This window comes from Vibrio sp. 10N.222.47.A9, assembly GCF_963872585.1.
Taxonomy (GTDB): Bacteria; Pseudomonadota; Gammaproteobacteria; order Enterobacterales; family Vibrionaceae; genus Vibrio; species Vibrio splendidus.
Window position 1 is genome coordinate 58640 of record NZ_CAWNBB010000071.1, and the last position, 26548, is coordinate 85187.

Below are 26548 nucleotides of genomic sequence, written 5' to 3' on the forward strand. Positions count from 1 at the left end.
ATTAGATCCTAATGAAATACATTAATAAGTGGAATTGTCATTGGGGGGATGACCGGAAATGACTGCGATAGTCATAGCCAGTCATAATAGCGATTGGTATTCAAAAGAAACATGAAAGGGTGTTAGGCAATTTATGCATGTTTTGTTCTAGCGAAGGGTCTTAAATGGACTAATTACATATCGCTTGAAGATATCCAGAGCTTATAGAAATCACTGTAGCCAGTTTGATTGATCTCTACGCCTTGAACCTCAATACTATTAGAAACCTTCTCTTTACCATGAAATAACGGACAAAGGAGCTTCTGTTGATACAGTGATTGTTCAATCTTTTTCAACTCTCCGACTGGATTATCACAACTAACGGCTAAGTGAACTCTCTCACAATGCTCTCTCATCTCAGAACTGTCATAAATGAACCTGAGTCCAGACGAAGCAAGTAACCAATCATACAGGCCATAATCTTTAGGCTGTTCAATAATTTCTTCGATAAATAACAGGTCTGCCGATTCGCTCATAGAGCTAGGATCACTAATATTGGGAAGTTCAACGACTTCAATAGCGACACCAGTCTTTGCAATCGTTTGTTGTAGCCAGTCAGCCATATCTTGAAGTAAAGGAATCGTCATTTTAGGTCGAGTTAGGACAACAGTGCCCGTCAAAATAGGGACAGAATCACTGCACATTAATTCGCTCGACGAGAAAGACAAATCATCCACCACCATATCGATGTCAAAATCTTTACTACTGGTTTTAATAAACGATACCAAGCAGGCTAGGTTTTCGGGGGTAATATCTGAATTTTTCCTGTGATTCACGGCAAGGTACGACAGGGCATTGATGGTGGTTTCTTCCGCTACACCAGACTTATTGAAACTGAGAGTATGATCATTTAAGCCATCAATATCCGTCAGCGTGATCTGCTCTAACAGTGAGTGTTGAGCAAAGTAACCACGGTGACGTTTTAGAATAAGGCGCTCTTCGCTCCAATCATCTAAAGAGAAAGGTCCCGTTCCAATATACGCGCTGCGCCCACTAGCAAAATAGCTACGCTTGCAACGGTAGATAGACGCGTGTGCACTACACAGCGCATAGATAAACATTGGGTTTGCGCGCGCTAGCTCGATAGTTAGTTTTTTCTCACCCACCACATGAACATCATTCACCTGCTCAAATAAAGACTGTACCGGGCCATCTATGTTTTTTAACCGTAACAAACATTGAACGACATCTTTTGCACTCAAGGTTTCACCGTCATGGAAAACAACATTAGGCCTTAACCAAAAATGCAGAAAGCGCCCTTCCATCTTCCAATGGTGGGCAAGACTGGCTTGAGGCTCGCCATTAAGATCTTGAACTAACAAAGTATTATAGATACTTCTCAGAATTTGATGTTCAGCGATTCTATAGGTTTTGGCGGGCTCAAGATTATCAACCCAGGGGTATTGAGTGATCAACAAATGATCATGCTGTTGATTGAAAAGGTTATGTTTTTCAGTGGCTAGCGTCAGTGCCTTTATTGCGGTATCACCATAGCTTTCTAAAAGGCGAGGAATTACGTTAAAGCGACCTTGCTCTAACTGAAGCGCTAAAACTTGCTCTAATGCCTCAGAGAAACTAAGCAAAATTTTAAATTGACTAAGCCTCCCTCGTCCTTTGGACGGAATCCAACAAATCCACTGGAATTCAGATAGGTATTTCAGGACGATCGAAGTGTTTCTACGAGAAGTAGAAAGCGAGTGTTCCAGATCATCTATCGTTAGGTAGTACTCTTCACCTAGTTCATATTTGACCAGCAGCTGTTGGAATCTACGTAAGTTCGCGTCGTTCAATGGGTATCCAAACTCAAGCGTTTAAAGGAACGAGAATAGCTATCACAAAAACATGGTCTCTATTTGCTCGTTCAACATTGGAATGTGCTTTGTGAAACTGTTGATATAAATATTATCAACACCCAATTTAGTTTATAAACACCTCTTTTAGCAAACAAAATAACCAATGATGATACGTAGTCGTAATCAAAATAAGAGATGCGTTTAATCTTTGACTGAATTCGTTATTTGCTCTGAATTCCACTTCCCTTCATGAATCGCAGAATTGACGTCTCTTCTTGGTAACCAGCCCATGGTTTCTAGTTCGGGTTTATCTTTGAAGTGGTCAACGTAGCCGATACATAAATACGCAACGATATCGATGTTTTCTGGGATATCTAAAGCGTCTCGCAGTGTTGAGTCGTGAAGAATGCTCACCCAACCTAACCCAAGGTTTTCAGCTCTTGCCGCGAGCCACAGGTTTTGCACCGCACACACGGTGCTGTACAAATCCATTTCTTGTTTAATGGTTCTACCTAGCACGACCTTTCCGGTTCGATTACGGTCGCAAGTCACACAGATACCGATAGGCGATTCAACAATACCTTCAAGCTTTAATCGCTTATACATCGCCTGCTTTTCATCGGTGAACATTTGCGCGGATTCCGCATGAGCCTGATCAAAACCGGCTTTGATTTGTTGTTTGGTTTCGATATCACGGACAACGACAAAATCCCAAGGCTGCATAAACCCAACACTGGGAGCATGGTGCGCTGCGGTTAGCACACGCATCAAAACGTCTTCTGGGATCTCATCAGGAAGAAACTGACCACGAACATCTCGGCGAGAAAAAATCGTTTTATATACTGCATCGCGTTCATTCGGTGTGATTTCCATACATCCCTGTCTTATCGTCGTCTTATTGAGTCAGTATTATCCAACTAAAGTGTCTATGTTGCTAGGGCGTGTTGGCCTTTCGTGGTTAAATTTTGTTCGAGATAAAAGCGTTTTAATCGCGGCGAGGGAGAAGTAGCCTAGTCACTCTAAGCAAATCTCCCTCAACAAAGAGTAAAACGCTTTTAGCCGAACCCTTCGGGCAGCGTTTGCTGGTCATTTCTACTACGTTATCGGCTTCTCATGTAGGCTAGCTACACATCAAAGCCTCTGCCTTGTATAAATACCCAGCAACTCGCTGCAAAAATCAGCTCGAAAGGTCAACATGCCCTAGTAGTACACAAGCAACATGGTAGAATGCCGCCATTAATCTTATCCTTGTATAAGATTGTTGAACCTTTCCATCGCTATTTAGCCAAATCATACCGAGAAACTTATGCCATTTTCCAAGCTTGGATTAAGCTCACCTATTGTTAAAGCCGTTGCAAAACAAGGCTATGAAAAGCCAACCTCTATTCAAGAAAAAGCAATTCCGATTGTGCTTTCTGGTAAGAACCTTATTGCTGCTGCACAAACAGGTACAGGTAAAACTGCGAGCTTTGTTCTCCCTATCTTAGAAATGCTAAGTAAAGGTGAAACACAACGTAAAAAACGTATTCGCGCTGTTATTCTGACACCAACTCGCGAGCTTGCGATTCAGGTTGAACAGAACATTACTAAGTACGCGAAGTTCCTAAACCTAACATCACTAGCGATGTACGGTGGCGTGTCGTACCAGCACCAGAAAGACCGCTTGATTGAAGGCGTCGATATCCTTGTGGCAACTCCAGGTCGCTTGATCGATATGTACGGACAACGTGCCGTTCACTTTGATGAAGTCGAAGTATTGGTTCTGGATGAAGCCGACCGCATGCTAGACATGGGTTTCATCGAAGACATCAACAAGATCATCGCGCGTTTGCCACAAAACATTCAAAACCTGTTGTTCTCAGCAACGCTATCAACGCCAGTTCGTGCGCTAGCGAAAAGCGCAATCAGTGAAGCGGAAGAGATTTCAATTGCCAAAACTGACGCTTCTAAAGCGAACATTGAGCAATGGTTGGTAACCGTCGATAAAGACCGCAAATCTGCGCTATTAAGCCACATGATCACTGACGGTGAGTGGGACCAAGCGCTTATCTTTATCGAGACTAAGCACGGCGCGGCTAAATTGGTTGCTCAACTTGAAAAGCGTGGCATCCAAGCTGAAGCTTTCCACAGTGGACGTAGCCAAGCGATTCGTGAAAAGATTCTGGCTGATTTCAAAAAAGGTCGTCTAAAGTATCTAGTTGCGACAGGTGTTGCTGCTCGTGGTATCGATATCGATAACCTAAGCCGCGTAGTCAACTACGACATCCCATTCCCAGCGGATGACTATGTACACCGTATTGGTCGTACAGGCCGTGCTGATGCGTCTGGTGAAGCGATCTCTTTCCTATCGAAAGACAACTTCAAGAACCTGTGCATTATCGAAAAACGTCTTGGTCACTTGATTGAGCGCCGCGTTGTTGAAGGTTTCGAACCACGCAAAGAAGTACCAATCTCTGTATTGAACTTCGTGCCTAAAAAGAAAAGAGATCTGCAGCAACCTGAGTAATTTCAGATTTAGAAAATGCGAAAGTCCGCATTAGCCAAAACAAAAATAAGACGAAGCCCAATGTGGCTTCGTTTTGCTCTTAGAAATACAAATAAAATTGAGGCAATAAGATGATCACTCCTATCGCAACGAGATTAACCCGAGGCCAAGACCTAAAGCTTGAGCTCCAAAAGCTAGTGACAGCGCACAATATCTCAGCGGGCTCTGTCGCGTCTTGTGTCGGGTGTGTTTCTCAACTCAATATTCGTCTGGCTAATGCAAACAACACCAAGCTAATCACAGCTCCGTTCGAAATTGTGTCGCTTATGGCAACGCTAACCCCAAACCACCAGCATGTTCATATATCGGTTGCTGATAAAAATGGCGATGTGATTGGTGGGCATTTGCTTGAAGGGACGATTATCGCAACCACCGCTGAACTGATTATTCACCGCTACGATACTTTGACCTTCAACAGAGAGCATGACGATTCTACAGGTTACACTGAGCTCACAGTCAGCAGCAACACGCAATAGATCGCCCCATAGCAACACTAAGATCCCCATATAAAGCGATACAACCAAATAGTATTAGGAAACACGATGGCTCCAAACTCCGCAGACTCCGTTATCGTTCTCGATTTCGAAACCACAGGCTTATCACCAAACATGGGTGACCGAGCGATTGAAATCGGTGCGGTTAAATTAGTTAACGGCAAAGTCGTCGACACCTTCCAGCAGCTCATGAACCCGGGATTTCGCGTTAGTGGATTCATTGAAAGCTATACCGGAATCAGTAACCGTATGTTTAGCACAGCGGCCAGTTGCAGTGAAGTGATGGATGAGTTTGCAGACTTTATCCAAGGCAGCCAACTTGTTGCTCACAATGCGTCGTTTGATAAGCGCTTTCTCGATGCGGAATTAGACTTTATTGGCCGAGACTACACAGGCAAGTTCGCTTGCTCAATGTTGATCGCTCGTCGTCTAATCCAAGACGCACCGACTCATAAGCTAGGCGACCTTGTGCGTTTCAAAAATATCGACAACGACGGTACTTTCCACAGAGCGTTAGCCGATTCAGAAATGACAGCACGGTTATGGTTATTGATGATTGATGAACTGCAAAGTGATCACGGTATTCAACAGCCGAGCTTTCAACTGATGCAGAAAATATCTAAGACCGCTAAAGGCTCGATTCCAAAGCTGCTAATGAGTAACAGAGGCTAACTCTCTGCATTCGGTTTAGGGTTTATCAGAAGGCTAGTAGCAAACAGTCACTAGCCTTAATATAGCTACCCTACTCCTGCAGTGTCACCAGCGTTGACTTGAGGCTCTCTAACTCATTCATGAAATAAGACCATTGCTTATCACTACTCGCTGCCGCGATATCCACCAAGAATTTCGCTGATGTTTGCATATTCTTATCAAGCTTAGACTCCAGCTCTTGCGGATAATAATCTTCATTGTTCAAAAGTAGCTTCATAATAATTGGCTGTGCAATATGTAAATCGGTCTTCTTCTGCATAAGTGTCGTTAGGTCTTGATACGTATTATTTTGATATTGTCGCCAGCTGTCGTTAGTATTTACCCACTCTTGAGACCACGTCAAAATAATCGTTTTTTGCTCTTTCGATACCGACCCGAGCCATCGCTCTAACCGATCTTCAATTCGACTTCGATAACGTTCTCTCGAATCTTCATCATTCAATGATAATTTTTCTTCGTAATATTCTTGCTGCTTTTCCCTAAAGTTCTTTAAGAATTCGTTATCTTGCTCTGGGGTAAGCTGCATACTTAACGCGTAAATATCTGGAGCGAACTTATTAACGATCGAGCGAATATGATTTTTAGTTTGTTCACTTTGATCAATGATAAAAGCAGAATTCATATCAGAACGGTCTAGATTTTGAATCGCTTGCAGTTGCGACATATACAGCGGAAGTTGGGTTTCTTTGTGCCATTGCTGTAATAAGTCGAGGCGCTCTTCGAGCTCTGCTTCTTGACTGTTGGATAGAGAAACAAAATCTTCAATATAGCTAACCGCAAACCAGCTTATATTGTTGTAGGCAAATTTAGTCCCGCAACCAGCGAATACAAAACAGACTAATAAGACTAACCATCGACACTTTCTCATTTAACCCTCTCACGATATTCAGCAAATCCACAATCCATTAACTCACCCTTTTAAGGTTAGCTCTAGTTCTTATAACGCTCGTTCTAGCTCTTATAAAAGTAGCCTTAATAAGCACTGGCTGTAAAAACTTTGAGATAAATTGAGACTCAGACTTGCTAATCTAGCTATTTCGGCAAATGATTAAACTAAAAATAATTAATGGCAGTGATGTAACTTGATTTTTATTGCTCATTTGATTTAAACGACCCCTATAAACGAATAGTTTATTTATTTTCAAATGATTAATATTTGGGAGGTAAGCTATGGCCGCTACTCCTCATTATACAAGCGAGTTAGAGTACGAGCTTTGTTATTTTGACGATGGAAGACTAACCACAATTACGATATCCGCTAATAATCGACAGGAAGCGATGACTTGGTATCTTAGCGAAGGAAGACATATCAACGATTTCTATTCGATCAGACCTGATGAATAAACGTTTGATGCGTTACTGGCTGTGGAACACCCTTTACTGCATTATCACTAGCATGACTTAGCAGTAAAGGGAGACAATCTCGAATTACTTCAGAATTCGGGCGCGGAATTGACGACCCTTCATTTTACCTGATTCGATTTTACCTAATGCTTTCTTAGCCATTGATCTTTCTACAGCAACGTAAGCACGCATCGCGAACAAGTTGATCTTACCTACTGACTTACCATCAATACCGCCTTGGCCTGTCAACGCACCAAGGATATCGCCTGCGCGAAGTTTCGCTTTCTTACCACCATCAATCTGGATGGTTACCATGTTTGAGTAGTACGGCTTAGCGATTGGTTTAGCTGGCAACTGAGACGGTTCGATTGGCATATCCATGTACTCATCAATTTGAGCAACACGGTGCATCTCTTTTTCGCTAAAGAAGCTAATTGCGACACCTTTGCTTCCTGCTCGACCAGTACGACCGATGCGGTGCACGTGTACTTCAGGATCGCGAGACAACTCAAAGTTGAACACTGCATCAAGGTTATCAACATCAAGACCACGAGCGGCAACATCTGTTGCAACCAAGATAGAGATGGTTTTGTTTGAGAACTGAACCAAAGCTTGGTCACGTTCACGCTGTTCCATGTCGCCGTGAAGCTCGATAACACTGAAACCACGGTGGCTTAGCTCATCATTTACGTTCTGCACTTCTTTCTTAGTATTACAAAACACAACCGCTGACTCTGGTTGATGATGAAGAAGCATTAGCTCTAGTGCGTCATCACGAGCTTCAGTACCTTCAACCTTGTAAAAGTGCTGTTGGATGCTTGAGTGATCGTGCGTTGATTCAACCTTCACCATTTCAGGGTTATTCATGATGCGGTCTGCAACAGATTTAATCTGTTTAGGGAAAGTTGCACTGAACAATAACGTTTGACGATCTTTTGGTGCTGCTTCAATAACAGCATCTAGTGCATCTTGGAAACCCATTTCCAGCATGCGATCGGCTTCATCTAACACAAGTGTGTTCAACTCAGACAGGTCAATACGCTCTCTCTCTAGGTGGTCCAGGATACGACCAGGAGTGCCCACAAGAATGTGTGCGCCATGCTCTAATGAACCAATTTGTGGGCCCATTGGCATACCGCCACATAGTGTCAGCACTTTAATATTGTGAATGCCACGAGCAAGAGTACGGATCTCTTTTGCTACTTGGTCTGCAAGCTCACGAGTCGGACATAACACTAAAGATTGAACACGAAAACGCTTAACGCGTAGGTTTTGCAGCACGCCTAAACCAAAGGCAGCTGTTTTACCTGAACCCGTTTTACCCTGACCGATAACATCCTTGCCATCCAGAATAGTAGGAAGACTTAACGCTTGAATAGGCGTCATTTCAGTATAACCAAGAGAATCTAACGTATTTAGAAGCTCAGGTTTAAGGGCGATTGAAGAGAATTTTGAAGTGCTCAATGGAAATATCCAACTGGTGAAAAACAGAGTGCATTATGAGTGTTTTTGAAAATTATTCCACCTTAATCACAGTTTTGAAGAAACATGTTAGGCGAACACAAAAAAGCCAGCTTTGTTAGCTGGCTTTTGCTTCTATTTTGAATCGCGTCCTATGGCACACCGTGACCTTTAGAAGCAACCCATACGCGATACCATTGCTCGCGAGTCAGCTCTATTTTCAGTGCATCAACAGCCGTCTTCACTCGTTCAATCTTACCTGAGCCAATAATTGCAATTGGGTTAGATGGTAAACGACGAACCCAAGCGTAAATCACTTGGTCAATGCTGTCTGCACCCACTTCTAGACGAATCGCCTCTAGCTCATCACGAACGCGAATCGCTTGTGCTGAATCACCACTGAAGATGCTACCGCCGCCTAGACAAGACCACGCCATAGGACGAATACGGTTCATCTGCAGTTGATCCAACGTGCCATCATGAGCCACGTCGAAGTTCAATGGGTTGATTTCAACTTGGTTTGTCACCAGTGGCTTACCGAGTCGAGATTGCAATAAGTCGAACTGGCGCGGAGAAAAGTTAGAGACACCGAAGTGCTTCACTTTACCCACCTTGTGTAGTTCAGCGAACGCTTCTGCTAATTCATCCGCATCCATCAGTACATCTGGGCGGTGAATCAGTAATACATCAAGTTCGGTTACACCCAAACGCTCTAGAGAGTTATTTACTGACTGGTAAATATGATGCGCGCTGGTGTCATAGTGATTGATCTTACGATCTGGAGTGTGGTCTCCACACAAGTTGATATCGCACTTGGTGACGATTTGAATATCATCACGAAGGCTTGGCTCAAGCGCTAATGCTTCACCAAACAACTTTTCACATTGGTAGTTACCGTAAATATCCGCGTGATCAACAGTTGTGATGCCAAGATCAATGTGCTGCTTCAGGAAAGTCAGGCGTTGTTGTGGGGTCATACCCCATTCTGCTGTACGCCAGTATCCTTGCACCAACTCAGAGAGTTCTGGGCCTTGTGGCGCTGTCGTTACTCTTGCAACCATGGGTTGTCTCCTTTATCAATACTGAACGTATCCTAAGCGCGTTTTACCGAAGGCTCAACGTATAACAAATGCCAAAGGTAAACGCTTATTAAAAATGTGAGAGCCGCAGAAAAACGAACACTTAAATAAATTATAACTTGCTGTCTGCCCGTGAGCCGTTCTCCTGAAAGGCTTGTTTAGCCAAATACATAACGAAACTATCTATAAATTTGAGCAATTAAAAACGATTAAGTTCAACCGTTAAGTTGTCACCATCACTGTATAACTGGATCCAAGGAGAAGCAGATCTAGAAGAAGATAAGCTAGGCACATTCCATACACTCAGTTGCTCTGCTGAACCGTGAGGCGCATTGATGAATTCGACGAGTTGTTTATCTACCTCATCAAAACCAACGCCCTCATGTTTCGCTTGTTCAAGCTGAGCGACCACATCGAACTCATCCTCGCCAATACGAATTGAGCTAAGAGTAAAGCCATCTTGGCGAAGATATGCCTGAAGCTTTGTGTAATTTAGGTTCGAATATGGCAGGTTAAAGCGAACCACACCTACGCTTGAGTCACCCAATTCCAGTTCAACATAAACATCCAAATCGTAATATTGAGTGAGGTCACTGCACAACAGAGTGCCTTCAACTTCGCCACAATCCATGAGTGCAGTATCGTTAATATAGTCTTGAGAACTCGGCAGACTTGCGCTGCTGTTAAATACTGTTCTTAGCCACCAGCTTTCACTCGCTTGTGCAGAGAATGAAAGGGCATTCAGAACCAATAACAAAGGTAGGATTAAGACAGGAAGAGTTCTCATTAATTGTGCTTATTCGCGCGGTATGAAGCGCCCATTATACGTGACCAATCAACAAACAACCGCTCAAGCCACAAATTTTAGGCGAAAAAAAACGGGCATGCATGCCCGCTAGATAGATTCTATCGCCTAATAACGTAATCCGTCACGTTGAGAACCATTACGAAAGAGAGAATATCACTCTCCCAACACACTTACCCATTACTTATATCCACCTTCAATAGCAGTTCTTCAAGCGACAATCTAACTTTGTTACGCTGAATAGCTTCTGTTGGAAAGCTGATAAAACCGTATTGGTTCAACACGGCTTGATAGCCATGTAATTTACATTCCGCAATATGCAACATCACAAAATACATTCAATGAATGTGTCATAATGTTGAAATTACTGGTTAATTTTCAAGGAATATCATGACTGCTACGAACTATCTCAACCAATTAAATCAAAAGTATCTTGCAACTCATAAAGCCAAAGAAGACTTCTTTTGGGATACTTACATGGGGATAAGTGACGACCATAATGGGTCAACACAAGCGCAAACTCAGTGGACCGAATTTCTTAGTGCGGCTGAACAGATAACCAGTATCGAAAAGCACATTTCTGCCATTGACGAAATTCAAAACGCGGAGGAAAAAGAGAGCACATTGACTGGACTAAATGGTTGGTTAGCGACCTTTAAATCTCACGCGATTGAATCTCAACAATCTCAGAAACTGAAAGCAGACCTCATCAAATTCGAAGCCGAGCTGTTTGAGAAAAAACAAAATCACGTAATGACTTACGTCAATGAGGCGGGCGACGAAACAGAAGGGTCGCTGCCCGTTTTAGGTTCAGCCGTTAGAAGTAATGGTAATGAACAAGTTAGGCTTTCTGCGCATCAAGCACTATTAGATTTAGAGCAATGGCTGCTGGCTAACGGCTTTATTGAGCTAATCAAAAAACGTAACCAATTTGCTCAATCACTGGGGTTTAAAACCTTCTTTGATTACTCGGTGCTGAAAACCGAACAGATGACGACAGAACAACTGTTTACGATTCTGGATGACTTCGAAGCACGCACGCGTGATAGCCATCAGCAAAGCCTAGACAATTTGGCAGAACAGAAAGGCGAGAATGCACTTCAAGCCCATAACTTTACCTACTCTTTTGCAGGTGACGTTATGAATGATCTTGATCCTTATGTTCCGTTCTCAAAGTCACTTCGACGCTGGATTGAATCTTTTGGTCGCCTCAACATCGAATACTCTCAAGCGACATTAAAATTGGATCTGCTTGATCGCAAGGGTAAATACCCTAATGGCTTCTGCCATGGGCCTATCCCTTCTTTCTACGATCAAGACACATGGGTAGCTGCTCAAGTTAACTTCACGAGCAACGCAAAGCCCGATCAAGTTGGCAGCGGCTATGATGGCATCAATACACTATTTCACGAGGGTGGTCATGCAGCACATTTTGCTAACGTAAAAATGAACGCACCGTGTTTCTCTCAAGAGTTTGCACCAACCTCAATGGCTTATGCCGAAACGCAATCCATGTTCTGTGACAGCTTGTTGAATGACGCCGATTGGCTCAAACAATACGCGCTTAATGCAGATGGCCAAGCAGTACCTGACGAGTTAATCAAAGCAATCATCGATAACAAACAACCCTTCAGAGCTTATCAAGAACGCAGCATTTTAGTGGTTCCGTATTTCGAGCGAGCACTTTACGAATTGGCGGATGAAGATCTGACACCTGAAAAGATCACCGCTCTTGCTCGTAGCAGTGAGAAAACGATTCTTGGATTGGCTTGTAGCCCTCGCCCATTAATGGCGATCCCGCATCTATTGTCGGATGAAGCCTCTTGCGCATATCAAGGTTACCTGCTGGCTCATATGGCGGTGTATCAAACTCGTGCGTATTTCACCGATAAGTTTGGCTACCTAACGGATAACCCAGAAATCGGCCCTTTGTTAGCTAAGCACTATTGGCATCAAGGAAATAGCGTGAATCATAATGGGACAATCGAAAGCCTGACTGGGGAAGGTTTTAATGCCAAATACCTCGCTGACGAGTGCAACTTATCGCCAGAAGAAGCTTGGGCGATTGAGGAGCAAAAAATCAAACAGCTGTCGACAAGAGAACGATCACCAGTCGCTGATTTGAATGCGAAGATATCGATCGTTGATGGGGCCACCGAGTTGGCGAATAATGATAAGTCAAACCATCAGATGTGTGATGAGTTTGAACACTTTATCGTTGGGCAATACGGCCGATAGCGGGTGCTGAGCATCTGTAACCAAGGTTGAACCAAAAAACTCAAACGAAAAAAGGACGATAATTTATCGTCCTTTTTATATTCAGCGTTGGATCTATGCCGTGACACATATCGAGCGAGTTTCAGTATCAAACTCAACATCAACAGAATCAGCACTTCGCAATGATTTTCGATGAATGCCAAATACTTGCCCCGTCAAAACAATATAAAACTTCTCTGTTTTGAGTAGATTCCAAGCTTCATCAAGAGATTCAGCATAAACCTTGTTCTTGAGATCTTGTGGGCGGGTACCTGCGACTCTTCCATGTTTACGCGCCAATTCAAATAGTCCATTACGATTCGGTTTACACGTAAACAGGGTATCATTTCCATAAATAACACCCTGGGCTGTAATGCTTTTAATCATTACATTTCTCCAGATAATAATTCCACTCGTAGCACTTGAGTGACAAACCACATATCAATCTGTGGATGCTTACGCTGCAAAAAGAAGAGAACATGGTGTAACGACCGGGCAAGCTATTACACCATTACCATCAAATGTCTTAGAAGCTCTTAATAGTTCAAGTTCTTAGAAGTAGTAGTAAGCTGCTGCAAATACGTGTGTTTCTTCGTCGTATTGTGTGTTACCAGTTGAGCGGGCGCCTTCAATATCTTGCTTGATATCAATACCCATGTCAGCGTTGTCAGCGATACGGTACATTGCCGCGATGTTGATGTAAGAAGCATCTACATCTGCTTGGCCATCAAGTTCATTGTTGCTAGATGCATAACCCGCTGCGATTGTTAGGTCTTCTGAAACTGTGTAACCACCTGAAACGTAGTAGCCTGTGTTCTTAGCAGAATCACTCTCTTCAATCCAAGAGTTCATACCTAGTTTAAGAGCACCAACCTTAACGTTACCTGTCACTGTATAAACTTCGTAATCAGCATCGTCATCACGAGCTTCATAACCTGCGTATAGGTTGAATACCTCTTGCTCTAAACCGATGTAACCGTTAATGCCTTTATCCGCATCATTATGATCGTCACCTGTTTCAAAGTAAGAAATACCGTAAGCAATACCGTCTGTTGCGCCTTGGAATTTAACAACATTGAAGCCGTCAGAAGCATCACCAGCTGAAGCACCAAACTCGTAAGTAGTGTCGCCAGCGCCATCGACTTTATCTAGAGCCGTATCGTTTTCCCAACCAAATGAAGCAATACCGTAGCCAGTGTCAAAACCAATCCAAGCTTTGTCTACGTGAGTTGCTGGACCTGTATCGATGCCGTTGACCCAAGCAGAAGTTGCAGCGTCAGCATCCGCTACGTTGTTGTCTGTCGTGTACTGAAGCATTAAGTCTGTTTCTACGTAAGCCACTACGCGGTTGTTACGGTAGTTAAGGGCCAATGTTAGACCTGTAGCCCAGTCATCGTAAAAAGCTTTAGAGCCCGTGTCGTAGTAACCACCAACACCAAAAGAGCCTGATACTGAGAATTGATCTTTGTGCATTGAATCGAATGCAAACATATCTTCGTTTTGGCTGTTTTGGCTGCTTGTGCTTACAGCGAAAGCTGAACTTGAAATGCTCGCAATCGCAAGTGCTACTAATGTCTTTTTCATGATAACCACTACCTATATATTGATTCGGCCTTGTTAGTCCGGCCTTTTGGAGTGGCGCTATTGTTCAAAAAAACAGGTTATTGATATACCGTAAATTTACTGAAAATTTTATAGCTTTGGTGAATTTCATGAAATAAGAATATATTAATGTATCGTTTATATTGAAAAACGTAATCCGAGTGTAAAGCCGATATCGGTGCTGTTATCCATATTACGGATGTTTTCAATCATCAGCGCTTCGATGGCTAGTTGATTGAAACGGTAGCGATAACCCAAAACGACCTCGTTAGAAGGTTCAGAAAAATCCGGATCATTGGTCGCCCAGCCTTGGAAATTGAGAGATTCAATCAATAAGCTATGGCGTTGATTCAACCGATACTCATACCCAATTGCCCAACTTGCGCTGAAATTTTCAAGACTAACGACATACACATCGCTATCTCGATGTACAAGACCAATGGTTGAAAAAACGCTGTGCCTAGGGGTGATATAGCTGTAGTTAAGCTGAACACCTTGCTCAAAACTGGTTCTCGCAAACTGCCCACTTCTTACATTGTTGTAAAACAAAGAGCCACCAGCCGAGAGCGACATTGGCCCTCTAGAATACAGTAGAAGTTCATTGTAGAACGTCAGCGCGTTGGTTAAATCATCACCTTCAAAATCAGACACGTGCACACCTGCATTATGAAAACCCATGGTGAACTGATCTTCCGCCACCTGATCGCGACCATTCTGGCCAATGCGGAACAGGTCATGAAACCCCATCACAAAACTGTCTAAACCATTATCTTTTGCAGTCACAACTCGGTAATCCAGCTCCGTTTTCCAGACAGGTGAAGCTTGCCACTCAATCGCAATATTGGATTGATTTTGATAATAGTCGAGAGCATACGCACTCGTGTGTGCCCATATACTGGCTTGGGTATAGGAGGACTTGAACTCAATGGTCCCTACTCTTTTAGGCTGAGCAGAACGAAGTTGTGTTGAAAGCACATTTGAATGAATTGGAGATTGCGCGTAAACAAACATTGGAGAGGTATTCGCGTGTGTAACGGAATGAAAAAAGGTCAACATCGAGACTGAAATAGACAGTAACGTCCTTAAACTTATCACAGTGTTTACTCGGTTATAGAAATGCCCGACCTTATTAAAAAACACCGTTCAATTAATGCAGTAAATGTACTGCTTATCATTCGACAATCTAGAACTAAGAGTTATAAAAAACTTAAAAATAGAACCTATGATATATATAAGAATCTTATCTTGCACTGAGCCACTCGAACGAATATCTTCTGAGTATTGACCTAATGAATGTATCGAGAAAGGAAAAACGTGTCTGCTTTAAGCCTAAGTTTTGAACAGCTATTAATGAAACAATCAACCTCTCTTATTAATAGCGATCCTAAAAACTTTCAAACAACGTGGTCAGAAGCAAGCTTTGACGTTCTCGATTGGTTCGGGATTGATCGTTTAACGCTATACCCGAATTCAATGGTCTTACTTGAAGACGGGAAAACTTGTTCAGTATCCAAAGCAAACATACCTCCTGTCGATAAGAAAAGTTTGGTTGGCGGTAACTACCTTGATTACCTAAAGCTATTGAAAACCAATGAAACATATCTCACCTTTACCAGTGACGAACTCGTTTCAACCAAAAACTATGTGTTAAAGAAGATCTATAAAGAAGGGGGAAGATGGCACTGCATCATTCCTTTGCAGCTGTTTAACCAACGCTGGGGAGCATTGTCTTTTACTAACTTTCACGACAACGAAACCACCTTCGACCTCGAAGACATCCAGCGCTTAAAGTTAGTCTGTGAACTTTGGCTCTGTTATTGGCAGCACTCAACGCTAGCGAGGACACTAAAACAAAATGAGAATCGGCTTGCAGATGATAGTGAGAAGCTATTATTACTCACAAAAAAACAAACCAAGGTTTTGGCTCTCATTGCTCAAGGGTTTAGTGCAAAAGAGTGTGCAGAACAGCTCCACCTTAGCTCTCGAACGATAGAATCGCATAAATACAGAATGCTTGGATTGCTCGATTTAAACAGCCACAATGACCTGATTCAATTCGCCTTACGCAATGGCCTAGGTCTTACAGAAAACCTACACACGACACGTTAAAGCAAGGCTATGTACACTCTTTACGCATAATGTTGGTTGTTATTCGTTGCCTTCACTCAGAGCAAATTTGATTTCATCCGACGAAAAGCCTTTTCGACTTAACATTGCGTACGCCTTTGAACGCTCTTTGTGATCGTTGAGGTCATATGATTTCTTCTGCAGCTGTTCCAAACAAGATGAATAGAAATCCAGTTGCTCCTCATTAATTAATCGGTCGACCAACGATGACAACTCGCTGGTGTCGATTTGTCGCTGTCTGAGCTCTTGCTGAATAGCAGTCAAGCCTTTGCCTTTACGAGCATACTTAAGCACCTCTTTTTCCAAATCAGCTTTCTCTGCCTTAATTTGAATATTACTTTTCAGTTCATGCGACTGCGTGTGCTGGTCAATCGCTACCTTCACCTGCTGGTAGCTAAAACCACGCTTTTGCAGGGTCGCGACAAGCTTTTCACGGCTCATGGTAAAACTTGTATAGTAATGGTTGATACGGTCTATCAAGATGGTTTGCTCATCAATAGACTTTTCGAAGGACACTTTATGGATTGCATCAGAAATCACTGAATCGGTCAGGCCTTTCTTCTTCAATTTTTCGACAATATATCGAGAACCGAATTCACCAGAAAAAGCTTGTTCCACGAATTGTTCTGCAAACACTTGGTCAGACTTGAGATACCCAAAGCCTTTCAGTGTCCCTAGAGTTTCATCGATCCATTCTTGATTGTCGGTTTTCACTTTGAGCTTCGCAACCAACTCACTTTCCGTCATATCTCTCTGGGTTAGGTGCCACATCGCAGAGTTCATGACGCTTTCAATTCGTGTTGCTTTTCTTACCGTTGTATTTCTACTATTCGTTTTTTGCTGTGAATCATCCATTCGCTTTCAACTGTCCAAACTAAGCCTACCCCATCATAACGTAATTCTAAGGCGGTTGAGTGACATAAAAGAATGAAGCTCAATATAAACGGAAGCCAATAAAAATGGACGCTTATTCAGCGTCCATTTGATATCACATTAAGAATAATGGCTCTAAGCCATGCTTAGCTTTTTCGTAATAGCTCTATTCGAAATCGCTTTTCGTACTAGCTCTTTCGCTTAGCTCTCTTCGTGATTGTAAATATGCACATCTCGTTGAGGGAATGGGATCGTGATACCTTCTTCATCGAAGCGTTTCTTCACGGTTTCCGTCACATCCCAATACACATCCCAATAGTCATCGGTCTTAACCCAAGGTCTGACGACAAAATCAACAGAAGACGTATTCAAGGTATGAAGCTTGATCATATGCTCCGGTTTTTTCAGTACTAGAGGGTGCGCAAGAATGATGTCGTTCAATACCGCTTTCGCTTTATCGATATCATCTGAGTAACCAATGCCGAAGACCATATCAACACGTCTCACACGTTCTGCAGTGATGTTGTTGATCACGTCACCCCAAATCTTGTTGTTCGGGATCACCAAGCGTTGGTTATCGATGGTTTGAATGGTCGTCGACACTAAGCTCATGTCTTTTACTGTGCCTTGAACGCCGGCCACTTTAACCATGTCGCCCACATCATAAGGACGATAGATCAAGATCATCAAACCTGACGCAAAGTTAGATAGTGTGTCTTGCAATGCGAAACCAATAATGACACCCGCCACACCGAAACCGGTTAATAGTGGCGCTAGCTCAATCCCAATTTGAGACAGAGCGATAAGTAAACCAATAAACACGACCGCTTTAGATGCGATGGATACGAAGAACTCCTGCATCAATACGCTAAAGTCCATTTTAGAGTGCGAAACACTCTTACGAACGGTCTTACGAGCCACGTTAGCAATAAGGCGAGTTACGTATAAAATACCGAGAAACAGAGCGAGTTTAACGATAAATGAAGGGGTGTTTTCAAACGCCCATGAACTGAATGAACGAAGCCAACCATCCAACAGATCCAACGCAACATCAACATCCAACACATCAGCGTTAATATCGCCTGTCGTTGCTAGTAACACACGCTTGTAAGAAGTCACATCAACGCCAAACGGTTCCATTAGCGTGATGGTTTCTTCTAAGCTCGCCACCATGACACTGGTTCGCTCACTGAAGCGTTCAAGCTCAGTTTTAATCGTCGCTTTCTCTTCTTCACTTACATAAGATAACCGACGTTCTAAATCTTGACGTTGTGTATCCGTGTATAGAATTGCATTAGTAAGATATTGAGAACGAGAAACAAGTGCCGTTTTGAGCTCACCTTCAGGAACCGCAACATCAACTTCACGCTCTTTCGACCAATCTAATGTCTTAGCAAGCTGCTGATAATAGACATCCATCATTCCGATTCGTTTTTGAATGCGTAATTCAAGGCGTTTTTTAGCATCACCTTCAGCGGAACGGTTTTCTTTGCTCATTGAAACGATTTTAACTTCATTCAATGACAGCAATTTTTGTAAGAGTTCAACCTGCTGAGCAAGAGTGACATCAAGCCCTTCCTTTTTATCGGACGATAGCTGTGAAAAAATCTCTTCACGTAGTGCTTGGTTCTTTCGTCTTAATATATCTTCTAGAAACGGCTTCTCAGCATCATGCGCTGTTTCTAATGTTGTTAGGTCCAGCATTAGCTGGTCTTGTACTTCTGCTATTTTATCGACACTTTGTGCAAAACTCCCTGATGCCACAAACGCCAACATTAAAAATAGACAACGCCAAACCTTTATCATGTTAATTCCTATGAATGTCTAAATTGACCCCTTAAATAGTAGTAAAAAGAATATGGATAACAAGCATTTAAACGTATGTTGTGTTAAAAATTCGTAAAATATCAGTACGTATCTAATATTTGAGAGTTCCAATCCCCTCTTATGATCTGTAGAGTACGCAACCAACAAAGAACAACAGCCAATATCGTCACTTAAGCACATGCACAAAAACGCCTTAAATCCGATGTTAGCTAACAGCAAGAGAGCATAGAAATGAACAACGAACTTGATATTATCGATTCCTTAGAAGAACTAGAAAAGTTCCTAATCTCAGTGGAAGCTGGCGGTTTGGGTCTTGAAGGCGTTGAAGGGGTAGGCATGGCAACCAATAATTCAGATGGTCGTCACTTCGTTGCTGTATTCAACAGCAGCCACAAAGTTCTGCTCGCTCGCTGGATCACCAAAGAAGTTTTCGAAAATGGTAAAGACTTGGTACGTAATGGCCCTCGCCGTACTCACTAAGCCTTTCCAATAAAACCAACGATTAAGCCCAATAAGTTCCTCTAAGATCTGTTGGGCTTTTTGCATAGCCCCATCGTGAATAAACAAATCGATACAGAATAAATTAGTTATAACTGCCGGTTATTGTGAACTTTAACCAGAGCCCTATGTCGTATTCGCGTGAGTCCATGTTTAATCATCGTCTCTCGTGTATATACATTTTCTCTCGTTTATATATAGTTTCACTTTAACCATTTTATGACTTGTGGCGCGAAGGGAACTTATCTAAGCTAGCCACAATTCAATGAGCTCGCTTTAACAACTAACTGATTTGATTACCGACTAATTTGCTGAACACATCACTACTTTTCTTACCCACACAGAATCGCCAACAAAAGCAATCGCTTTGGGCACTTCTCCTTACCGGACTGGTTATCGTAACCTGTCTGGCGAGTACGCTGTCTGCAAACAAAGTAACCTCTTCAGCTTCCTTAATTGGACAATCAATACTTGTAGGTGCAGAAACTAGCCACCCACAAGCAATCGTCGCATCTTTCGATAAAATGTCTGAGCTCTATGCCAGCGTTTTTGGTTCAGAAGCGTCTAAAATGTTAACGTCACCCAATTCAAGCTCGTGTAGTCTAAGTTCAAAAATGCTGACCTTTGCCGCACCTAAAACGGGCTGGCTGATCCCTTTCGTTCTGATGATTGCTGTTGCATTCAACTTATCTCCGCACATCTCGAGATTATCCGGAGAGAATCACCGCTCTTCTCGACCTACAAAACACCGCTTACACCTAAAGCACTGTATATTTAAAGAGTAAATAACCGGGCTATTCCACCCTTTTATTTATTTTTTGGAGATACATTTGTGTACAACACACTACTAACTAAGTTTGTCGATTCGTTGGCATTCTGCATGCGCACATGCGCAAAAGCTTTCGTCACTGCAATCTTAGTCATGACGTCATTTACCGCCCTGGCTCAAACCACAGGCTGGATAAGCGTGCCTGAGCATCCGCCAGTTAAGATGCGAATGATGTCGACGGGTGAACAGTCGGATAACGGCGGTACCGTTCAAACTGTATTGGACGTTACACTCGACGGTGACTGGAAAACCTATTGGCGCAGCCCAGGTGAAGGTGGCATTCCGCCAAGCTGGGACTGGTCTGATTCGACTAATATAGAGTCTGTAGATTGGCATTGGCCGATCCCTAAATACTATGAACAACTTGACGTGATGACGTTAGGTTACAAAAAGCACGTAAGCTTTCCTGTCACCCTAACGTTGAAAGACAAAACGCAACCTGCTGTATTTAGGGCTTCTATCTCGTTCCCGTCGTGCACCAATATTTGTGTTTTGACTGACTATGACATCGAACTCCCTATCGACACGCAGCAATTGCAGTTCGATGAAGAAGCGATGTTCTTGTTCAACCAAGGCATGAGCCAATCTCCAAGAGAAGCGAACCGGACTTCAGTGAACGGTCTATTTTGGGACAAAAGCAAGCAACAACTGGTCACTCAACTAACCAGTAACGAAGGCTGGGATAAGCCGATGGTGTTGATCGATGGCAAAGAAGTCATCGATGATTTCTTTGCTCAACCAACCGTCCACATCACCGGCAATACGATGACCGCGGTATTTGACGTCAGCAACTGGATAGGCGAAGTCGACTTAACGGATCGCACCGTTAGTGTCACCGTTTCAGACACTAATTTTGCCGAAGAGATGACCGCTCAAGTCGGCTCAGAACCTATTGCTTATCAAGCAAGTAACAACGGTTTTCTTGCAATGATCGGCTTTGCTTTGATTGGTGGTTTAATCCTCAATATTATGCCGTGTGTGCTGCCTGTATTAGGAATGAAGCTAAACAGCATCATCCAAAATCAAGGCGCATCTAATCGTCATATCCGACTCTCATTCTTAGCTTCTGCGTCAGGTGTCATTACATCATTTGCACTCCTAGCCCTTGGCATGACCGTTCTAAAAATGGGTGGCAATGCGATTGGTTGGGGAATCCAGTTCCAAAATGTTTGGTTCATCGGGTTCATGCTGATCATCACTTTGCTGTTCTCGATTAATCTACTTGGATTATTCGAATTCAGACTACCATCAGGTTTAAACACTTGGATGGCAACCAAAGGCGATGACTCACATTCAGGCCACTTTATTCAAGGCATGTTTGCGACGCTGTTGGCAACGCCGTGTAGTGCTCCGTTCTTAGGAACCGCAGTTGCTTATGCACTTGGGGCAAGCTACCAAGAGTTGTGGGCTATCTTTATCGCACTCGGCATCGGTATGAGTGCACCTTGGTTGATTTTCGCGCTGTTCCCGAGTCTTACAAAACTACTTCCAAAGCCTGGGGCATGGATGTTCAGAGTTAAGCTGGTATTTGGCTTAATGATGTTCATTACCAGTCTATGGTTAACAAGCCTAATGAGCCCATTCATTGGTAAATTCCCGACGATCCTCTTGTCACTGTTTATCGTGATTACAGTATTGATTTGGATTGGCCGTAAGTTGGGCCGCAAGGTCCTTATTCCTATTGTCGCAACCACAACCTTGGTGTTTGGTGCTGCATTGATCGTCGGTAGTGTCACCGCTGATAACTGGGCGACACCGATTGTTGACGATCTCGATTGGCAAAAGCTAGATGCAAAACAAATCCCTCAATTGGTTGAGCAAGGCAAAACGGTATTTGTCGATGTGACCGCTGAGTGGTGTATTACCTGTAAGGCCAACAAGATCGGCGTCATCCTCCAAGACCCTGTCTACAGCCACCTACAGCAAGAAGACATTGTTTTGATGAAAGGCGATTGGACAACACCAAGTGAAAGTGTCACTCAATACCTACAAAGTAATGGTCGATTTGGTGTGCCATTTAATATCGTCTACGGCCCAAGCTATAGAAGCGGTATTCCACTGCCTGTCATTCTCGACAGTGACACTGTCGTTCAAGCCATCGACGCTGCGAGATAATGGATGAAGACTCCCAACAATGAAGATAAATTTAGCACGACTGAAGACAGCGCTGTAAAGGGTGAAACCAAAAAGCCAAGTCGTCTTAAGAAGTGGGGAAAGGAACTGGTTTCAATGATATTGATCGTTGGCGTGGTTTCATTTGCGATGGACTTTTATCACAGCAGAAGCATGCCTCAGGGCGACGCGATTCCAATTGTGGGTCAATCGCTCCAAGGCGAAGATATTGATGTTATCGAGCTAAGCAAAAATGGTAAGCCAGTCATTGTCTATTTTTGGGCGACTTGGTGTGGCGCCTGCAAATTTGTAAGCCCAACCGTCAATAGCTTCAGTGATTCCCATCAGGTGGTTTCGGTCGCTCTATCGTCTGGTCCAGACGAGCGTGTTCAGCGCTACTTAGAGGCGAAAGAGTATGACTTCCCTGTTATCAATGATCTTTCTGGATCGATCAGCAGAAATTGGGGCGTTAATGTCACTCCAAGCATCGTCATCATAAAAGATGGAAAGGTTAGCAGTATCGCAACAGGCATTACTTCCCCGATAGGGCTTTGGTTGAGAACCTACTTTGCCTAACTCGCTTACAAAGAAAACAGAGCAAAGCAAGGTGAATAACTCGATTTAGCCCGTTTAACGAACAGAATTTCCGTGAGCGCGACCCAATGAGCGCTCACGATTATCAAGAATTAGAGAACAAATAGCATGAAAAAACATCTGATTAGTACACTGATTTTAGGCTCACTAATGAGCACCACTGCCTTCGCTGAGTTAAGCACAGAACAAACCCAGCAACTTGAAGAGATTAACCAATTTCTGAAAGAGAACCCTTCTACGATCTCTGGCTTACATACCAGCTTAGAGCAGTACGTAGCAGGGCAAGAACAGTCGAAGAAAGCTCAAGCAGGAAGCCATGATTGGTTGTACAACAATGACGCTCACCCAATCACGGGCAATCCGGATGGCAAATCAGTCATCGTTAACTTTACTGACTACAACTGCCCTTACTGTAAGCGCTTGGAAAAAGGCTTGGTTCAATTAGCCTCTGAAAACAGCGACATTAAAGTGATCAACGTGTACTTATCGTTTAAGCAACAACAAGTTGCAGGGCTAGACACCAACGCGGCGCTATACGCGATGAAAGTATGGAAAGATAACCCAGCAGCATTCCCTGAAGTTGATAGATTGCTGATGGCGAAAAGCGGTATTCACTCGAAAAGCTCACTAGAAGCCGTTGCCAAGAAGACGGGAACAGAGGCGGAACTAAAAACAACTCAAGAACAAAACCAGGTTCTAACCACTAACCATCAAACGTTCAGTGCACTCGGCTTAACGGGCACTCCAACCATGATGATGAACGGAAATGTTTTACCAGGATATGTGCCTTACGACCGACTTAAAGATATCGTGGATGACGCTTTTTAATCGTGCGTAGATAGAGATAAAGACTCGAAAGAGAAGTGAATAAAAGCCGACTCGCGCAACCCGCAGTCGGCTTTTTAATGAGCTTAAGATAATGTTTTCAATATTATTTTTGAAACAGAAAAGCAATCGAAGTGTCACTATCTTGCAATGGATTCTTAATTTACCCTCGCTACGCTAAAAGCAGTTCTGTCGATGAGTCAAAGACGTGTTAACTCAAGACAACTGTCCTTTGACCGAGCCTTGCTCGGTCTTTTTTTTGCTTAACTCAGCAAGCGACAAACAAGCGCGCCCGGCTCCCTTAATGCATCCACGTTATAGCTGAGTACACGACCAGAAGATGGTGCGTGATAACGACGACATTCATTACCGAACGCATCATATTGGATAGCGAGCAGATCATCTTGTTCGACACTTTGCAAAAGCTCGACCTGAGGCAGCACAAAGCCACCTATGTCGGCGCGGATAGACACGACGTTGTTGCCTTCTATCCAGTCCATACTTGGCAGCTGACTTGCCTCAAACGGGTCTTCACCCTCAAGCATCTCGTAGTAAGACAGCATATTAAAAACACCGTCAACGGCTCGTTGAATCATGTCAGGCTGAGTAAACTTACCCATCCCCACTTCCACCGTAATGCTCGGAATTCCACTTCGATTCCAAACCGTTTCGAGAATACCTGGGTCGCCGGGATCATTGAGAACACAATCTGGCGTCATCAACCTTGCCATTTCAAGACATTGTTCAATTCGGTAGTCAGCAAAAACATAAAGTGGGTAGACCGCGCCACGAGTTTGGGTATGCAGGTCAACGGCGAATGTCGCATTGTGTTTGAGTAAGCGATCCCACAAAGACGCAACAAAGCGCTCTGCCGCTAAGCCATTCGCATCACCCGGAAAGAGTCGATTAAGGTTGGCAGGGCAAGAGCCCGGATCCGAAGAGATAAAATCGCGGCTGTGGTTAAGCAAACCCGACAAGTTCACAGTAGGCACTATCGTGACCGTGCCTTTGAGAGTTTTACCGACTAAGTCTCTGATAATTTGCTGAGCAGCCAACACACCGTTGAGCTCATCACCGTGAATACCAGCGGTGATCATCAACTTAGGACCTGCTTGACTGCCTTTGAAAACAGAAACCGGCATGTTCTTGGGTTGCCCTAGCCCATCACTGGTTACTTGAAACCAAAACTGGTGCTCTCCAACGGGTAGGTCTTCAACATTCAAGGAGCCAATAACCTGCCTACCTTGTAAAACATCGCCTAAGTACTCTGTTTTCATCCAACGTCTCCATCTTGTTGAGCAAAATCTATTCTCTTCTAAGTTTTTGCATCATAGAGGATATCTTAATCAGTACAAACAGTTAATAAGATGAACAAGCTCTGACTTTCCCATAATACTCACGTATATCATCATCACTTCTCCTAAATAGAAGCTTGTGAAAGTCAGCACTCAAGAACAGATAAGTTGTATAACCATTCACAAACCACTCAGTCTATTGAAATAAAAGTGCAATAAAATCAACACTTAAAAAGTTCCCTATTCACGAAAATGTAATTTTATAGAAATGAAAGCTTAATTTAGCTGCTCTAAATTAGCTTCATATCGAAACGGAGAGCACATTGCTCACGGATTTTAAAATACAAGGTAAGTGATTATGAAAAAGGCAGTTCTAGCTTCTGCAGTGGTAGCGGCACTAGTTTCAGGTTCTTCTCTAGCAGCAACAGTTTACAGCTCTGATGGTACAGAACTCAAAATTGGCGGCCGTGCGGAATTCCGTGGTGATTTCATTGGTTCAGGCGGTAAAGAAATCGACGGAACCATGAAAAATAAAAGCCGTGTGCGTTTAAATGTTGGCGGTACTACTGAAATCACTAGCGATTTATCTGGTTTCGGTTTCTACGAAGCAGAACAAGGCGTAAATTCTTCAGCGGATAACGATGAAACTGATAACTTTAATCAACGCTATATGTACGCTGGCCTTGAAGGTAACTTTGGTGCTGTTTCGGTAGGTCGTCAAGATACAGCCGCTGCTCAAATCTCAGAAATGTCGGATGTTACTATCTACTCAGGTGATCAAAAAGCCTTCATTAACGCGGGCAACGAGCAGATTAACAACACATTCTTGTACGCTTACGATGCTGATGCTCTTTCGTTGAAGGCAAGTTTAATCGCTGGAGAAGATAAAGATACAGACGGTTACGGTATCTCTGGTATCTACACATTGCCTATGGGCTTAGGTTTTGGTCTTGGTTACTCAGGTAATGACAATGGTGCGGGTAATGGCTCTGCAACCGCTGTAATTGCTGGTATCAACTACAAAATGGATGCTCTATACCTAGGTGCAACCTACACAATGGGTGACCTAGACGACAAAGCTAAGACTGAGTTCTCTGGTGTAGAAGTTGCGGCTAAGTACAAACTAACCGATCAATTTGAATTGGCTGCTTTGTACCAAAAACAAGAAAAAGACGCGACACAGAACATCACTGTAGATACAGCTGATTTCTTCGAGCTAACGGGTACATACAAGTTCAACAAGTCTATCCGTACTTACGTTGCTTACCAATTAAACAACCTAGACGATGCAAAAGTTGCGGGTCTAGAGACACAAAGCGAAGATTCTCTTCGTCTAGGTCTACGCTACGACTTCTAATCTAAATCGGCTTTAGATACAGACTAAAAGGTTGGGCAATAGCTCAACCTTTTTCATATTCAAATATTCTGACTAACTTCAT

24 protein-coding genes are annotated in these 26548 nt (G+C 43.2%); 12 read left to right on the top strand and 12 right to left on the bottom strand.

The window, feature by feature from the left end:
* Positions 1–173 precede the first annotated feature (173 nt).
* Together AACT19_RS21935 and bluB are read right to left on the bottom strand one after the other, a co-directional pair.
* Positions 174–1829: an ABC transporter substrate-binding protein gene (locus AACT19_RS21935; protein WP_076648759.1), complete on the bottom strand. Its 1656-nt coding sequence runs from the start codon at positions 1827–1829 to the stop codon at positions 174–176.
* Positions 1830–2033: 204 nt separating this feature from the next.
* Positions 2034–2705, bottom strand: coding sequence for a 5,6-dimethylbenzimidazole synthase (gene bluB / locus AACT19_RS21940; protein ID WP_076648761.1), 672 nt, complete (start codon positions 2703–2705; stop codon positions 2034–2036).
* A gap of 433 nt (positions 2706–3138) precedes the next feature.
* Here bluB and AACT19_RS21945 point away from each other — a divergent pair, with 433 nt between their 5' ends.
* The 3 genes from AACT19_RS21945 (at position 3139) to AACT19_RS21955 (ending at position 5543) form a co-directional block, all read left to right on the top strand.
* A complete protein-coding gene (locus AACT19_RS21945; protein ID WP_004731773.1) occupies positions 3139–4338 on the top strand; it encodes a DEAD/DEAH box helicase in 1200 nt (399 codons plus the stop codon).
* Between the two features lie 110 nt (positions 4339–4448).
* Complete coding sequence (locus tag AACT19_RS21950) at positions 4449–4853, top strand: PPC domain-containing DNA-binding protein (protein WP_076648763.1); 405 nt, start codon at positions 4449–4451, stop codon at positions 4851–4853.
* A gap of 66 nt (positions 4854–4919) precedes the next feature.
* Positions 4920–5543: a 3'-5' exonuclease gene (locus AACT19_RS21955; RefSeq protein ID WP_076648765.1), complete on the top strand. Its 624-nt coding sequence runs from the start codon at positions 4920–4922 to the stop codon at positions 5541–5543.
* A gap of 70 nt (positions 5544–5613) precedes the next feature.
* Here the strand turns inward: AACT19_RS21955 and AACT19_RS21960 are convergent, their stop codons facing one another.
* Complete coding sequence (locus AACT19_RS21960; RefSeq protein ID WP_076648767.1) at positions 5614–6450, bottom strand: DUF6279 family lipoprotein; 837 nt, start codon at positions 6448–6450, stop codon at positions 5614–5616.
* A 302-nt stretch (positions 6451–6752) separates the two neighbouring features.
* On the opposite strand from AACT19_RS21960, the gene AACT19_RS21965 reads away from it, so the two are divergent.
* On the top strand, positions 6753–6926 hold the full coding sequence (locus AACT19_RS21965; protein ID WP_017077429.1) for a hypothetical protein: 174 nt from the start codon (positions 6753–6755) through the stop codon (positions 6924–6926).
* An 84-nt stretch (positions 6927–7010) separates the two neighbouring features.
* Here AACT19_RS21965 and dbpA read toward each other — a convergent pair whose 3' ends face one another.
* The 3 genes from dbpA to AACT19_RS21980 form a co-directional block, all read right to left on the bottom strand.
* Positions 7011–8390, bottom strand: a complete 1380-nt coding sequence (gene dbpA, locus AACT19_RS21970; protein ID WP_004731781.1) for an ATP-dependent RNA helicase DbpA — start codon at positions 8388–8390, stop codon at positions 7011–7013.
* A 149-nt stretch (positions 8391–8539) separates the two neighbouring features.
* A complete protein-coding gene (locus AACT19_RS21975; protein ID WP_076648769.1) occupies positions 8540–9448 on the bottom strand; it encodes an aldo/keto reductase in 909 nt (302 codons plus the stop codon).
* 217 nt (positions 9449–9665) lie between these two features.
* A complete protein-coding gene (locus tag AACT19_RS21980; RefSeq protein ID WP_076648771.1) occupies positions 9666–10253 on the bottom strand; it encodes a hypothetical protein in 588 nt (195 codons plus the stop codon).
* Between the two features lie 408 nt (positions 10254–10661).
* On the opposite strand from AACT19_RS21980, the gene AACT19_RS21990 reads away from it, so the two are divergent.
* Entirely contained in the window at positions 10662–12509 is a 1848-nt protein-coding gene (locus AACT19_RS21990; RefSeq protein WP_076648773.1) for a M3 family metallopeptidase, read from the top strand.
* A 93-nt stretch (positions 12510–12602) separates the two neighbouring features.
* Here AACT19_RS21990 and AACT19_RS21995 read toward each other — a convergent pair whose 3' ends face one another.
* The 3 genes from AACT19_RS21995 to AACT19_RS22005 form a co-directional block, all read right to left on the bottom strand.
* Positions 12603–12914 (bottom strand): hypothetical protein, encoded by a 312-nt coding sequence (locus AACT19_RS21995; protein ID WP_076648775.1) that lies wholly within the window; start codon positions 12912–12914, stop codon positions 12603–12605.
* A gap of 165 nt (positions 12915–13079) precedes the next feature.
* Complete coding sequence (locus tag AACT19_RS22000) at positions 13080–14111, bottom strand: porin (protein WP_029222278.1); 1032 nt, start codon at positions 14109–14111, stop codon at positions 13080–13082.
* 156 nt (positions 14112–14267) lie between these two features.
* Positions 14268–15185, bottom strand: a complete 918-nt coding sequence (locus AACT19_RS22005; protein WP_017094877.1) for a DUF3187 family protein — start codon at positions 15183–15185, stop codon at positions 14268–14270.
* 258 nt (positions 15186–15443) lie between these two features.
* Here AACT19_RS22005 and AACT19_RS22010 point away from each other — a divergent pair, with 258 nt between their 5' ends.
* On the top strand, positions 15444–16238 hold the full coding sequence (locus AACT19_RS22010) for a response regulator transcription factor (protein ID WP_017077418.1): 795 nt from the start codon (positions 15444–15446) through the stop codon (positions 16236–16238).
* A 39-nt stretch (positions 16239–16277) separates the two neighbouring features.
* On the opposite strand, the gene AACT19_RS22015 is transcribed toward AACT19_RS22010, so the two are convergent.
* Both AACT19_RS22015 and AACT19_RS22020 read right to left on the bottom strand, forming a co-directional pair.
* The gene (locus AACT19_RS22015) at positions 16278–17111 is read right to left on the bottom strand and encodes a regulatory protein RecX (protein WP_004731801.1); all 834 of its coding nucleotides are present in this window, start codon (positions 17109–17111) and stop codon (positions 16278–16280) included.
* Positions 17112–17330: 219 nt separating this feature from the next.
* Positions 17331–18935 carry a mechanosensitive ion channel family protein gene (locus tag AACT19_RS22020; protein ID WP_065681663.1) on the bottom strand — a complete coding sequence of 535 codons (1605 nt, stop codon included), beginning with the start codon at positions 18933–18935 and terminating at the stop codon, positions 17331–17333.
* Positions 18936–19187: 252 nt separating this feature from the next.
* On the opposite strand from AACT19_RS22020, the gene AACT19_RS22025 reads away from it, so the two are divergent.
* The 5 genes from AACT19_RS22025 to AACT19_RS22045 all read left to right on the top strand — a co-directional run bounded on the left by AACT19_RS22025 (position 19188) and on the right by AACT19_RS22045 (position 23817).
* Positions 19188–19436 (top strand): hypothetical protein, encoded by a 249-nt coding sequence (locus AACT19_RS22025; protein ID WP_017077416.1) that lies wholly within the window; start codon positions 19188–19190, stop codon positions 19434–19436.
* 326 nt (positions 19437–19762) lie between these two features.
* Positions 19763–20239: a hypothetical protein gene (locus AACT19_RS22030; RefSeq protein ID WP_157937817.1), complete on the top strand. Its 477-nt coding sequence runs from the start codon at positions 19763–19765 to the stop codon at positions 20237–20239.
* Between the two features lie 95 nt (positions 20240–20334).
* The gene (locus AACT19_RS22035; RefSeq protein ID WP_076648843.1) at positions 20335–22398 is read left to right on the top strand and encodes a protein-disulfide reductase DsbD family protein; all 2064 of its coding nucleotides are present in this window, start codon (positions 20335–20337) and stop codon (positions 22396–22398) included.
* Between the two features lie 3 nt (positions 22399–22401).
* Positions 22402–22971, top strand: coding sequence for a protein disulfide oxidoreductase (locus AACT19_RS22040; protein WP_017092902.1), 570 nt, complete (start codon positions 22402–22404; stop codon positions 22969–22971).
* Positions 22972–23097: 126 nt separating this feature from the next.
* The gene (locus tag AACT19_RS22045; RefSeq protein WP_076648779.1) at positions 23098–23817 is read left to right on the top strand and encodes a DsbA family protein; all 720 of its coding nucleotides are present in this window, start codon (positions 23098–23100) and stop codon (positions 23815–23817) included.
* 260 nt (positions 23818–24077) lie between these two features.
* Here the strand turns inward: AACT19_RS22045 and AACT19_RS22050 are convergent, their stop codons facing one another.
* Positions 24078–25091 carry a succinylglutamate desuccinylase/aspartoacylase family protein gene (locus tag AACT19_RS22050; protein WP_076648781.1) on the bottom strand — a complete coding sequence of 338 codons (1014 nt, stop codon included), beginning with the start codon at positions 25089–25091 and terminating at the stop codon, positions 24078–24080.
* A gap of 376 nt (positions 25092–25467) precedes the next feature.
* Between AACT19_RS22050 and AACT19_RS22055 the strand changes: the two genes are divergently transcribed.
* Positions 25468–26466: a porin gene (locus AACT19_RS22055; RefSeq protein ID WP_076648783.1), complete on the top strand. Its 999-nt coding sequence runs from the start codon at positions 25468–25470 to the stop codon at positions 26464–26466.
* The last annotated feature ends 82 nt before the right edge of the window (positions 26467–26548 follow it).

Coding starts and splice junctions, on each gene's coding strand:
- bluB (WP_076648761.1), bottom strand. CDS start 2,705: ATGGAAATCACACCGAATGAACGCGATGCAGTATATAAAACGATTTTT.
- AACT19_RS21945 (WP_004731773.1), top strand. CDS start 3,139: ATGCCATTTTCCAAGCTTGGATTAAGCTCACCTATTGTTAAAGCCGTT.
- AACT19_RS21950 (WP_076648763.1), top strand. CDS start 4,449: ATGATCACTCCTATCGCAACGAGATTAACCCGAGGCCAAGACCTAAAG.
- AACT19_RS21955 (WP_076648765.1), top strand. CDS start 4,920: ATGGCTCCAAACTCCGCAGACTCCGTTATCGTTCTCGATTTCGAAACC.
- AACT19_RS21960 (WP_076648767.1), bottom strand. CDS start 6,450: ATGAGAAAGTGTCGATGGTTAGTCTTATTAGTCTGTTTTGTATTCGCT.
- AACT19_RS21965 (WP_017077429.1), top strand. CDS start 6,753: ATGGCCGCTACTCCTCATTATACAAGCGAGTTAGAGTACGAGCTTTGT.
- AACT19_RS21975 (WP_076648769.1), bottom strand. CDS start 9,448: ATGGTTGCAAGAGTAACGACAGCGCCACAAGGCCCAGAACTCTCTGAG.
- AACT19_RS21980 (WP_076648771.1), bottom strand. CDS start 10,253: ATGAGAACTCTTCCTGTCTTAATCCTACCTTTGTTATTGGTTCTGAAT.
- AACT19_RS21990 (WP_076648773.1), top strand. CDS start 10,662: ATGACTGCTACGAACTATCTCAACCAATTAAATCAAAAGTATCTTGCA.
- AACT19_RS21995 (WP_076648775.1), bottom strand. CDS start 12,914: ATGATTAAAAGCATTACAGCCCAGGGTGTTATTTATGGAAATGATACC.
- AACT19_RS22000 (WP_029222278.1), bottom strand. CDS start 14,111: ATGAAAAAGACATTAGTAGCACTTGCGATTGCGAGCATTTCAAGTTCA.
- AACT19_RS22005 (WP_017094877.1), bottom strand. CDS start 15,185: ATGTTGACCTTTTTTCATTCCGTTACACACGCGAATACCTCTCCAATG.
- AACT19_RS22015 (WP_004731801.1), bottom strand. CDS start 17,111: ATGGATGATTCACAGCAAAAAACGAATAGTAGAAATACAACGGTAAGA.
- AACT19_RS22020 (WP_065681663.1), bottom strand. CDS start 18,935: ATGATAAAGGTTTGGCGTTGTCTATTTTTAATGTTGGCGTTTGTGGCA.
- AACT19_RS22025 (WP_017077416.1), top strand. CDS start 19,188: ATGAACAACGAACTTGATATTATCGATTCCTTAGAAGAACTAGAAAAG.
- AACT19_RS22035 (WP_076648843.1), top strand. CDS start 20,335: ATGCGCACATGCGCAAAAGCTTTCGTCACTGCAATCTTAGTCATGACG.
- AACT19_RS22040 (WP_017092902.1), top strand. CDS start 22,402: ATGAAGACTCCCAACAATGAAGATAAATTTAGCACGACTGAAGACAGC.
- AACT19_RS22045 (WP_076648779.1), top strand. CDS start 23,098: ATGAAAAAACATCTGATTAGTACACTGATTTTAGGCTCACTAATGAGC.
- AACT19_RS22050 (WP_076648781.1), bottom strand. CDS start 25,091: ATGAAAACAGAGTACTTAGGCGATGTTTTACAAGGTAGGCAGGTTATT.
- AACT19_RS22055 (WP_076648783.1), top strand. CDS start 25,468: ATGAAAAAGGCAGTTCTAGCTTCTGCAGTGGTAGCGGCACTAGTTTCA.